This window comes from Isoptericola sp. NPDC056134 (assembly GCF_042264825.1).
In the GTDB taxonomy this organism is placed as follows: Bacteria; Actinomycetota; Actinomycetes; order Actinomycetales; family Cellulomonadaceae; genus Isoptericola; species Isoptericola nanjingensis.
In genome coordinates this window covers 314,735-324,273 of record NZ_JBHJVM010000002.1, presented here as the reverse complement: position 1 = coordinate 324,273, position 9,539 = coordinate 314,735, and the positions used below count along the sequence as shown (strand labels likewise).

Genomic DNA, 9,539 nt, shown 5'->3' with positions numbered 1-9,539 from the left:
GGGGGGGGGGGGGGGGGGGGGGGGGGGGGGGGGGGGGGCTCGGGGGGGGGGGGGGGGGGCCCCCCAAGCCTTTTGGCCCCCCCCCCGCCGCTCGTGCCCCTGACCAGGGCGTCCGGTCCGTCAGGCCTCGACGACCACCGGCACGATCATCGGCCGGCGGCGCAGGCGCCGGTTGACCCACTGCCCGATGACGCGGCGCATCACCTGCTGCAGCTGGTAGGTGTCGGCGGCGCCGCCCGCGATCGCGTTCTCGAGCGCCGCCACGACGTCGGGCTGGATCTCCTCGAAGACCGCGTTGTCCTCCGCCATGCCGCGGGCGAGGATCTGCGGGCCGGCGATCACCTTGCCGGTCGCGGTGTCGACGACGGCGAAGACGGAGACGAAGCCCTCCTCGGACAGCGTCCGGCGGTCCTTGAGCTCGTTCTCCGTGACCGCGCCCACGGTCGAGCCGTCGACGAAGACGTAGCCGCAGGGCACCGCGCCCACGACGGACGCCTTGCCGTCCACGAGGTCGACGACGACGCCGTCCTCGGCGAGGATCACGCGGTCGGCCGGCACGCCCGTGCGGACGGCGAGCGCGCCGTTCGCCACCAGGTGGCGGACCTCGCCGTGCACCGGCATGACGTTCTTCGGCTTGAGCACGTTGTAGCAGTACAGGAGCTCGCCGGCGCTGGCGTGGCCGGACACGTGCACCTTCGCGTTGCCGGAGTGCACGACGCGGGCGCCGAGGCGGGTGAGCCCGTTGATGACCCGGAACACCGAGTTCTCGTTGCCCGGGATGAGCGACGACGCGAGGATCACGGTGTCGCCGTGGCCGACCTGCACCTTGTGGTCGCCGTTGGCCATGCGGCTCAGGGCGGCCATCGGCTCGCCCTGCGACCCGGTCGACATGTAGACGATGCGGTCGTCGGGCAGGCTCGCGGCCTGCTTGAGCTCGACGAGGACGCCCGGGGGGACGTCGAGGTAGCCGAGCTCCGCCGCGATGCCCATGTTGCGCACCATCGAGCGGCCGACGAGCGCGACCTTGCGGCCGTGCGCGTGCGCGGCGTTGAGGACCTGCTGCACGCGGTGCACGTGCGAGGAGAACGACGCGACGACGATCCGCTTCTCCGCCTGCGCGAAGGCGGCGTCCAGCGCCGGGCCGATCTCGACCTCGTTGGTGACGAAGCCGGGCACCTCGGCGTTGGTGGAGTCGACCATGAACAGGTCGACGCCCTTCTCGCCCAGCCGGGCGAACGCGCGCAGGTCGGTGATGCGGCCGTCGAGCGGCAGCTGGTCCATCTTGAAGTCGCCGGTGTGCAGCACCGTGCCGGCGCCGGTCGTGACGGCGACGGCGAGCGCGTCCGGGATCGAGTGGTTGACGGCGACGAACTCGCAGTCGAAGGGGCCGAACGCCTCGGTCTGGTCCTCCGCGACGACGCGCAGCACCGGCTTGATGCGGTGCTCCTTGAGCTTCGCCTCGACGAACGCGAGGGTGAGCCGCGAGCCGACGAGCGGGATGTCCCGGCGCAGCCGCAGCAGGTAGGGCACGGCGCCGATGTGGTCCTCGTGCCCGTGCGTCAGGACGATCGCCTCGATGTCGTCGAGACGGTCCTTGATGTAGTCGAAGTCCGGCAGGATCAGGTCCACGCCGGGCTGGTGGTCCTCGGGGAAGAGGACGCCGCAGTCGATGATCAGCAGGCGGCCCTCGTACTCGAGGACGGCCATGTTGCGGCCCACCTCGCCCAGGCCGCCGAGGGCCACGATGCGCAGCCCCTTCGACGGCAGGGCGGGGGGCAGGGGAAGTTCGGGGTGAGGGTGGCTCACGGGGCCTCCAGGCCGGTAGGTCTTACGGAAGTGTGGTGACGCCCGCACGGACGCCGTCGTTCAGGTAGCCCGCCGTCGCGAGGGCGTCGCGCAGCCGCGCGACGTCGTCCTCGGAGGCGGCCACGTTGGGCAGGCGCAGCTCGCGGTTGTCCACGAGACCGAGCGCCTCGATCGCGGCCTTGGCCATCGCGGCCTGCGCGCCGGCGCCGTTGAGCGCCTCGATGACGGGCACGGTGGGCAGGTAGGCCCGCAGGGCGCCGGCGGTGTCCCCGGCGTCCCACCGGCGCACGACCTCGGCGAACGCCCCGCCCACGACGTGCGCGGAGACGGACACGACACCGGCCCCGCCCATGGACAGGAACGGCAGCAGCAGGCTGTCGTCGCCCGAGTACCAGGCGAGGCCCGTCGCGGCCGCCAGCGGCGCGACGGACGACACGTCACCGGTGGCGTCCTTCGTGGCGACGACCTGCGGGTGCCGTGCGATGCGCTCGTAGGTCGACGCCGCGATCCGCACGCACGTGCGCCCCGGGACGTCGTACAGCATCACGGGCAGCTCGGTGGCGTCGGCGACGGTCGCGAAGTGCCGGTACAGACCCTCCTGCGACGGGCGCGAGTAGTAGGGCGAGACGACGAGCAGCCCGTGGGCGCCCGCGTCCGCCGCCTGCTCGGCCATGCGCACGGCGTGCACGGTGTCGTTGGAGCCGGCGCCCGCCAGCACGTACGCCCGGTCGCCGACGGCGTCCACGACGGCGCGCACGAGGTCCGCCTTCTCAGGGGCGTGCGTCGTCGGTGACTCGCCGGTGGTCCCCGACAGCACGAGCCCGTCGTTGCCGTCGTCCACCAGGCGCTTCGCCACCTTGACCGCCGCGTCCAGGTCCAGGTCGCCCGAGGGCGTCATGGGGGTCACCATCGCGGTGAGGACGGCGCCGAAAGGGCGCGCGGCGGCAGGGGCGAGCGTCATGAGGTCAACCGTACCGGGCGCGACCGTGCACGACGGACGGGACTCACCCGTCGAGCAGGCGCCCCAGCCGCGCCGCCAGGCCGGGGACGTCCGCCGTGTCGGCGTCGACCTCGACCGCGGCCGCCGTGCGGAGCACCTCGCGCAGGCCCGCCGCGTAGGCGCCCCGGGCGGCGTCGTCGAGGTCGGCACGGTGCGCCGCGCGTCCGGCAGCACGGTCGGCCGCCACCCGACGCGCGAGCGTCGCCGGCGCGACCCGCAGGATCACGTGGACGAACCGCGCGCCGCCGTCCGCGGCGGCGCGCGCGAACCGTGCGACCTGGTCGGGTCGCGCGACGAGCTGCGGGACGACGACGTGGGCTCCGGCCCGCAGGTGCGAGCGCGCCATGTCGAGGGCGAGGCGTCGGGCGGGCTCCGCCGCCCGGGCGGGGTCGCCGGAGATCAGCGTGCGCACCACGTCCACGTCGAGGACGAGCGTGCCTGGCCGCCCGGCCGCGAGCGCCCCGGCGACGGTCGACTTCCCGGCGCCCGGCAGCCCGTTGAGCAGCAGCAGCGTCACCGCGCCCTCGCCCCGCCCGTCGCCCATCCGTCGATCGTAGAGAACGTCGTCGGGAACGTCGTCGGGAACGTCGTCGGGAGCGTCGCGGGGAACCGGCCGCGGGCGAGGTCTGCCGTTCCCCGTGTCGAGCGGACCGCGCGCTGTGCATACTCGGGGCATGAGCTCGCTGTCGCCCGCGCTCGTCGCCCACCTGCCGACCGGCATGCTCGCCGACGGTCACTGGACCGCGGCCTCGGGCGGGCGGACGTTCGAGGTCACCGACCCCGCCACGGGCGAGGTGCTGTTCGACGTCGCCGACGCCTCCCCGGAGGACGGCCGGCGCGCGCTCGCCTCCGCCGCCGACGCCGCGCCCGCGTGGCGCGCCGTCGCGCCGCGCGAGCGGTCCGAGCTGCTGCGGGCCGTGTACGAGCGGCTCGTCGCGCGCAGCGACGCCGTCGCGTCCCTCATCACCGCCGAGTGCGGCAAGCCCCTGGCCGAGGCCCGTGCCGAGGTCGCGTACGGCGCCGACTTCCTGCGCTGGTACGCCGAGCAGGCGGTCCGGGCCGAGGGCCTGGTGCGCACCGCCCCCGCCGGCGCGAACCGGCAGCTCGTGCACCGGCGGCCGGTCGGCCCGGCGCTGCTGATCACGCCGTGGAACTTCCCCATCGCGATGGCGACGCGCAAGATCGGCCCCGCGCTCGCGGCGGGCTGCACGATCGTGATCAAGCCGGCCCACCAGACCCCGCTCACCACGATGCTCGTCGCCGAGGTGATCCGGTCGGAGGCGGCCGAGCGCGGGCTGCCGCCCGGCATCGTGAACGTCGTGCCCACGGCGGGCTCGGGGGACCTCGTGGCTCCGCTGCTCGCCGACGACCGGCTGCGCAAGCTGTCCTTCACCGGATCCACCGCCGTCGGGCGCACGCTGCTGAAACAGTCTGCCGACCAGGTGCTGCGCACGTCGATGGAGCTCGGCGGCAACGCGCCGTTCGTGGTCTTCGCCGACGCCGACCTCGACGCCGCCGTCGACGGCGCGACGGTCGCGAAGCTCCGCAACGCCGGCCAGTCGTGCGTCGCGGCCAACCGGTTCCTCGTGCACGACTCCGTCGCCCGCGAGTTCGCGCGGCGGCTCGCCGACCGGTTCGCGGCCCTGCGCGTCGGGCGCGGCGACGTGGACGGCGTCGACGTCGGCCCGCTCATCGACGCCCCGGCCGTCGAGAAGGTGACCGCGCTCGTCGACGACGCCACGGACCGCGGCGCGCAGGTGCTCACGGGCGGCGGGCGCCCCGACGGCCCCGGCACGTTCTTCGAGCCCACCGTGCTCGCCGGCGTCGACCGGGACGCGCGGGCCGTGCGCGAGGAGATCTTCGGCCCGGTGGCGCCCGTCGTCGGCTTCGCCGACGACGACGAGGCCTTCGCCCTCGCGAACGACACGGAGTACGGGCTCGCCGCGTACGCCTACACGACGTCCCTGCAGCGGGCCCTGCGCGTCGGGGCGGAGATCGACGCCGGGATGATCGGGATCAACCGCGGCATGGTCTCCGACGCGAGCGCCCCGTTCGGCGGCATGAAGCAGTCCGGCCTGGGCCGGGAGGGCGGCGAGGCGGGTCTCGAGGAGTACCTCGAGACGGTGTACGTGGCGCTCTGAGCGCCGGATTTTTTCTCGCCCGGGACGCGCCGTGATTTCCTACCGGCGTGACACGTGGACAGGGGCACGACCCGGCGGTGCGGTCCGCCGTCCGCCAGGGGGCGAGCGTGGCGGTGGCCACCGGCCTGTACGGCATCTCGTTCGGGGCGCTGTCGGTCGTGGCGGGCGTCAGCGTGCCCCAGACGATGGCGCTGAGCCTGCTGCTCTTCTCCGGCGGGTCGCAGTTCGCCCTCATCGGGGTCGTCGCCGCGGGCGGCTCCCCCGTCGCCGCGATCGCCACGTCGACCCTGCTGGGGGTGCGCAACACGCTGTACGGCGCCGTCGTCGCGCCGCTGCTCGAGGTGCGCGGCTGGCGACGCCTCGCCGCGGCACAGCTCACGATCGACGAGTCGACCGCGGTGGCCGTCGGCCAGCGGGAGCGCGCCGCCACCCGGGCCGGGTTCTGGGTCACCGGGATCGGCGTGTTCGTGCTGTGGAACGCGTTCACGCTGCTGGGCGCCCTCGCCGGCGACGCGCTGGGCGACCCGCGCGCCTGGGGGCTCGACGCCGCAGCCGGGGCCGCGTTCCTCGCCCTCGTGTGGCCGCGCCTGGCCGCCCGGCGCGCGCAGGTCGTCGCGGCGCTCGCCGTCGTCGTCACCGCCGCGCTGATCCCCGTCGTCCCCGCGGGCGTGCCCGTCCTCGCCGCCGCGGCGGTCGCGATCGTCGTGGGCGTGGTCGCGACGCCGAGCACGCCGGACGACCGGAAGGAGGCCGCATGACCACCACCGCGCTGTGGGTGGCCGTCCTCGCCGCCTCGCTGCTCAGCTTCGGGCTCAAGCTCGCCGGCCATCTCATCCCCGAGCACTGGCTCGCGACGGAGCGCGTGCAGCGCACGTCGACCCTCGTGACCGTGGCGCTGCTCGTCTCGCTCGTGGTCGTGCAGACCTTCGCGGACGGGCAGGCGCTCGTCGTCGACGCCCGGGTGCCCGCGCTCGCCGTCGCGGCGATCGCCCTCGCCCTGCGCGCCCCGTTCATCCTCGTGGTCGTGCTCGCGGCCGCCACCGCGGCGGGGCTGCGGGCCCTCGGCTGGGGCTAGGAGCCCGCCGCTCCCGGGCGGCGACTCGGCGTGATGCGGCGCGCGCTCACGCGCCACCCCGCCGGGGTGCGGACGAGGGAGTCGTCGTACGTGACGGCACCGACCGCGCCGGACGCCGTGACGCCGAGGCCCTTCGACATGGCCGTCGCCGTGCCGTCGGTCTCGCCGACCGCCACCACGACGTTGGTCACCAGGTGCGCGACCGGGTTGCCCTCCCCGAGCTCGTACGCCGCCTCCCGGACGGCCGCGATGCCCTCGAGGACGGGGCCCCCGAGAGCGGACGTGTCGTAGCGGACGGCCGGAACGAACAGCCGGCCGAGATCTTCGTCGCCGAGGCGGCCGGCGTCTACGAGATGGCCGTGCAGGGATAGCAGCTCATGGATGGCGAGGCGGTCCTCGGTCGTCAGTGACATGCGCGGATCCTCCCATCTCGCCCGCCACTAGGGTGGCCCGATGGCACTCTTCCGCGAGACGGCCGACGTCTCGGTCCGCCCGGCCGTCCCCGGCGACGAGGACGCGGTCACGCGCGTCCAGGTGTCGGCGTGGCGCGCGACGCACGAGGTGGCGCTGGGCGACGGCGTCGTCGACGCGCTCGACACCGACACCATGCGCGAGCGATGGGCGCGGGCGATCACCGCTCCCCCGGGCCCCGGCTTCGCCGTGCTCGTCGCCCTGGACGGGCCGGAGATCGTCGGCTTCGCGGCCGTGGGACCCGGCCAGCTCGTGGCGCTCGAGGTGGAGCCCCGGCACCAGCGCGGCGGCCACGGCTCGCGGCTGCTGTCCGCCGCGGTCGACCGGCTCCGCACCGACGGTGCCGAGCAGGTCGTCACTTGGGTGCTCGACGACGATTCCGCGCGCGAGCGGTTCCTCTCCTCGGCGGGGCTGGGCCCGGACGGCACGTCCCGCACCCTGGCCACCGGCGTGCGGGACGTGGTCGAGCGGCGCTGGTCGGCCGCCGTCTGACGCCGCCCCCGGTGTCCCCCCTGGCGCGCGGTCGCCCACAGTTGCCTACCAGACGGTAGGTTTCTTGCTAGGCTGCGGACGTTGCACCGTCGCCGACCCCTGGAGCGCCCCGTGACCCTCGACCAGACCCTGCCCGCCACCGCGGCGGACGGCACCCCCGAGCACCCCGCCCACCCGTTCGACGTCGAGCGCGTGCTCGCCGGGCTGACGCTCGAGGAGAAGGCCTCTCTGCTCTCCGGCGTCGACTTCTGGCACACGCAGCCGGTCGAGCGCGACGGCGAGACGCTGGTCCCGTCCGTGATGGTCACCGACGGCCCGCACGGCCTGCGCAAGCAGGACGAGAACGCGGACCACCTCGGCCTCGGCAACAGCGTGCCCGCCACCTGCTTCCCGACGGCAGCCGCGCTCGGGTCGAGCTGGGACGCCGACCTGCTGCACCGGGTCGGCGAGGCCCTCGGCCGGGAGACCCGGGCGAACGACGTCGCGGTCCTCCTCGGCCCGGGCGTGAACATCAAGCGGTCGCCGCTGTGCGGGCGCAACTTCGAGTACTTCTCCGAGGACCCGGTGGTGGCCGGCGAGCTCGCGACGGCTCTCGTCGAGGGCATCCAGTCGCTCGGCGTCGGCACGTCGCTCAAGCACTTCGCCGCCAACAACCAGGAGGCGGACCGGATGCGGGTGTCCGCCGACGTCGACGAGCGCACGCTGCGGGAGATCTACCTGCCCGCCTTCGAGCGCGTCGTCACCAGGGCGCAGCCCTGGACCGTCATGTGCGCCTACAACAAGGTGAACGACGTCTACGCCTCGCAGCACGACTGGCTGCTCACGACGGTGCTGCGCGACGAGTGGGGCTTCGAGGGCCTCGTCGTGTCCGACTGGGGCGCGGTGCGCGACCGCGTCGCCGGCGTCGCCGCCGGACTCGACCTGGAGATGCCGTCGTCCGGCGGGCGCACCGACGCCGAGGTCGTCGCCGCGGTGCGCGACGGCGAGCTCGACGAGGCCCTGGTCGACGCGGCCGCCCGCCGCGTCCTGCACCTCGTCGCCCGGTCGCTGCCGGCGGCCGAGGCGCCCGGGTCGTTCGACGTCGACGCCCACCACGCGCTCGCCCGCGAGGCCGCGGCCGCGGGCACCGTGCTGCTCAAGAACGCCCCGGTCGACGGCGCACCCCTCCTCCCCCTGGCGCCCGGCGCCCTCGCGGGCGTCGCCGTCGTCGGCGAGCTCGCCCGGACCCCGCGCTACCAGGGCGCCGGGTCCTCGCAGGTCAACCCGACCCGCCTCGACGACGCGCTGACCGCGCTGAGGGCGGCCGCCGGCGCCGACCTCCCGTTCGCCGCGGGGTACACGCTGGCCGAGGGTCCGGCCGACGACCGCTCGCCCGACGCCCTGGTCGCCGAGGCCGTCGAGGCGGCGCGCGGCGCGCGCACCGTGCTGGTGTTCCTCGGCCTTCCCGCCGCGTACGAGTCGGAGGGCTACGACCGCGACCACCTGGACCTGCCCGCCGACCAGGTCGCGCTGCTGCGCGCCGTCGCGGCGGCGAACCCGCGGGTCGTCGTCGCGCTCGCCGGCGGCTCCGCGATCTCGGTGGCCCCGTGGCAGGACGTCGCCCCCGCGCTGCTCACCGGCTGGCTGGGCGGCCAGGCCGGCGGCTCCGCCGTCGCCGACGTGCTCACGGGCGCCGTCGCGCCGTCGGGCCGGCTCACCGAGACCCTGCCGCTGCGCCTCGAGGACACCCCGGCCTTCGGGAACTTCCCCGGCGAGCTCGGCCACGTCCGCTACGGCGAAGGCGTGCTGGTGGGCTACCGCTGGTACGACGCCCGCCAGGTCGACGTCGCGTACCCGTTCGGGCACGGCCTGTCGTACACGACGTTCGCCTACGACGACGCGGCGGCGGAGGTCACCGGCTCCGGCGCCGACGCCCAGGTGCGCGTCGCCGTGCGCGTGACCAACACCGGCCCCGTCGCCGGGTCCGAGGTCGTCCAGGTGTACGTGGGCGACCCGCAGGCCCAGGTGCAGCGGCCCGAGCGCGAGCTCAAGGCGTTCGCCAAGGTGCACCTCGAGCCGGGCGAGTCGCGGGTCGTGACGTTCGGCCTCGACGCCCGCGACCTGTCGTACTGGCACCCCGTGCTGCGCCGCTGGGTGCTGGAGGGCGGCGAGTTCCGCGTCGCCGTGGGCGCGTCGTCCCGCGACCTGCGCGCCGAACTGGTGGTCGACGTCGTCGGAGAGGACGTCACCCTCCCGCTGCACGAGCTGTCGACGCTCGGCGAGGCGCTCGAGCACCCGGTGGCCGGACCCGTGGTGCGCGGCGCCCTGGACGGCACGCCGGTCGACCCGGGCCTGCTGGCCATGGCCACGGACATGCCGCTCGCGGTCATCGCCGACTTCGGCCTGGCAGGGTTCGACCGCGGCACCCTCGCCCAGCTCGTGGCGGCCGCGAACGCCTGACCGCCGCACGTCGTGGGGGGGGTTTTCGCCGCTGCCCCCCCGACGCCTTCCCTCGGGCAGCCGCCTCCCCCGCTCCGAAATGGCCCGGCCATCCTATCCGGATGGAAGCCCGGAG

At 75.2% G+C, this 9,539-nt stretch carries 10 protein-coding genes (1 of these 10 cut by a window edge); 5 read left to right on the top strand and 5 right to left on the bottom strand.

Going from position 1 to position 9,539, the window contains the following annotated elements; all coding sequences use genetic code 11:
* The 4 genes in view from add to ACFCZN_RS03905 are tightly spaced (at most 43 nt apart) and all read right to left on the bottom strand, a layout consistent with a single transcriptional unit that may run on beyond the window.
* A protein-coding gene (gene add, locus ACFCZN_RS03920) for an adenosine deaminase (protein ID WP_430555877.1) crosses the window boundary here: on the bottom strand, positions 1-181 show its start. 1,946 nt of this gene lie to the left of the window's left edge; only the first 181 of its 2,127 coding nucleotides appear in the window; the start codon lies at positions 179-181; its stop codon lies beyond the left edge, outside the window.
* The gene (locus ACFCZN_RS03915) at positions 121-1,806 is read right to left on the bottom strand and encodes a ribonuclease J (RefSeq protein ID WP_429762238.1); all 1,686 of its coding nucleotides are present in this window, start codon (positions 1,804-1,806) and stop codon (positions 121-123) included. The genes add and ACFCZN_RS03915 overlap by 61 nt, the downstream gene beginning before the upstream one ends.
* 22 nt (positions 1,807-1,828) lie before the next feature.
* Positions 1,829-2,767, bottom strand: coding sequence for a 4-hydroxy-tetrahydrodipicolinate synthase (dapA, locus tag ACFCZN_RS03910; protein ID WP_430555876.1), 939 nt, complete (start codon positions 2,765-2,767; stop codon positions 1,829-1,831).
* A 43-nt stretch (positions 2,768-2,810) separates the two neighbouring features.
* Positions 2,811-3,350, bottom strand: coding sequence for an AAA family ATPase (locus ACFCZN_RS03905; protein WP_430555875.1), 540 nt, complete (start codon positions 3,348-3,350; stop codon positions 2,811-2,813).
* 130 nt (positions 3,351-3,480) lie between these two features.
* Between ACFCZN_RS03905 and ACFCZN_RS03900 the strand changes: the two genes are divergently transcribed.
* The 3 genes from ACFCZN_RS03900 to ACFCZN_RS03890 are packed head-to-tail and all read left to right on the top strand — an operon-like array spanning position 3,481 to position 6,022.
* Positions 3,481-4,947, top strand: a complete 1,467-nt coding sequence (locus ACFCZN_RS03900; protein ID WP_430555874.1) for an NAD-dependent succinate-semialdehyde dehydrogenase — start codon at positions 3,481-3,483, stop codon at positions 4,945-4,947.
* Positions 4,948-4,994: 47 nt separating this feature from the next.
* A complete protein-coding gene (locus ACFCZN_RS03895; RefSeq protein WP_429762242.1) occupies positions 4,995-5,705 on the top strand; it encodes an AzlC family ABC transporter permease in 711 nt (236 codons plus the stop codon).
* Positions 5,702-6,022, top strand: coding sequence for an AzlD domain-containing protein (locus ACFCZN_RS03890; RefSeq protein ID WP_429762243.1), 321 nt, complete (start codon positions 5,702-5,704; stop codon positions 6,020-6,022). The genes ACFCZN_RS03895 and ACFCZN_RS03890 overlap by 4 nt, the downstream gene beginning before the upstream one ends.
* Here ACFCZN_RS03890 and ACFCZN_RS03885 read toward each other — a convergent pair.
* Entirely contained in the window at positions 6,019-6,435 is a 417-nt protein-coding gene (locus tag ACFCZN_RS03885) for a nuclear transport factor 2 family protein (RefSeq protein WP_430555873.1), read from the bottom strand. The genes ACFCZN_RS03890 and ACFCZN_RS03885 overlap by 4 nt on opposite strands.
* 40 nt (positions 6,436-6,475) lie before the next feature.
* Here ACFCZN_RS03885 and ACFCZN_RS03880 point away from each other — a divergent pair, with 40 nt between their 5' ends.
* Complete coding sequence (locus ACFCZN_RS03880) at positions 6,476-6,985, top strand: GNAT family N-acetyltransferase (protein WP_430555872.1); 510 nt, start codon at positions 6,476-6,478, stop codon at positions 6,983-6,985.
* A gap of 111 nt (positions 6,986-7,096) precedes the next feature.
* Complete coding sequence (locus tag ACFCZN_RS03875; protein ID WP_430555871.1) at positions 7,097-9,424, top strand: glycoside hydrolase family 3 C-terminal domain-containing protein; 2,328 nt, start codon at positions 7,097-7,099, stop codon at positions 9,422-9,424.
* Positions 9,425-9,539 lie beyond the last annotated feature (115 nt).